The sequence below is a fragment of the Acinetobacter sp. Colony158 genome, from assembly GCF_019264745.1.
Taxonomy (GTDB): domain Bacteria; phylum Pseudomonadota; class Gammaproteobacteria; order Pseudomonadales; family Moraxellaceae; genus Acinetobacter; species Acinetobacter ursingii.
Window position 1 is genome coordinate 1,073,725 of the sequence record NZ_CP078523.1, and the last position, 763, is coordinate 1,074,487.

At 30.7% G+C, this 763-nt stretch carries 1 protein-coding gene; it reads right to left on the reverse strand.

What is annotated here, in order from left to right; genetic code table 11:
* A partial coding sequence (locus JR005_RS04170; RefSeq protein WP_218665611.1) for a BapA/Bap/LapF family prefix-like domain-containing protein occupies positions 1-447 on the reverse strand: 447 nt, incomplete at its 3' end.
* Positions 448-763 lie beyond the last annotated feature (316 nt).

Consider the following 763-nt stretch of genomic DNA (forward strand, 5'->3'; position numbering starts at 1 on the left):
GGAATGATGTTTACTATCACTATTTGATGCAATTGCTACTGTAGCTCCAGCAGCAGGAAGGGCTGCCCATAACCATGGTGATGCAGAGTTGTCATGATATAAAAAGATTTCAATATCATCTACATAGCTATAATTTACACCCTCAACTACAGCACCATGATTATCAATATAATTAATCCAAGATAGGGTATGGTCTTTATTTTCAAATACTAATGTATTTTTACTTGAATCACCTGAACCAGTTGAGTCAAAGAAGTCCGAGATAAGAATGACTTCACCTGTTTTTAATGTGACTTTAACATTCCGACCATCTTTTTCAATTCGACTTACATCTTTAATATCAACCTGCAATAGAACCACAGATGGCTCTGAAAGTGTCAAATTATCTTTTTGACCCTCCAAAAGAATCTCATGAGTTTTTTTTGATACAATCTTTACATTAGCCATTTAAGGTATCTCGCAAGAGTTGGCTCAATTCAAATAAACGCATTCATATTTATAGAATCTAAAATAGTTAAATCTTCAGATTAAATACGAATGCAATTCAATTGATTGACCAATAAAATAAAACTAGACTTTCATACTTTAAAATATACAAATCGTCCTATTTATTTTCTTATCATTTTGCGATCGCTTTTTTAGCATCAAAAACAATGCAAAAAAAACGCTATTAAAATAATGATATAGATCAAAAAAGAAGACACCTAAAATTAACCATTTATTTAAAATTTCGACCCATTAAAACCAACCGTTTTAATATGAT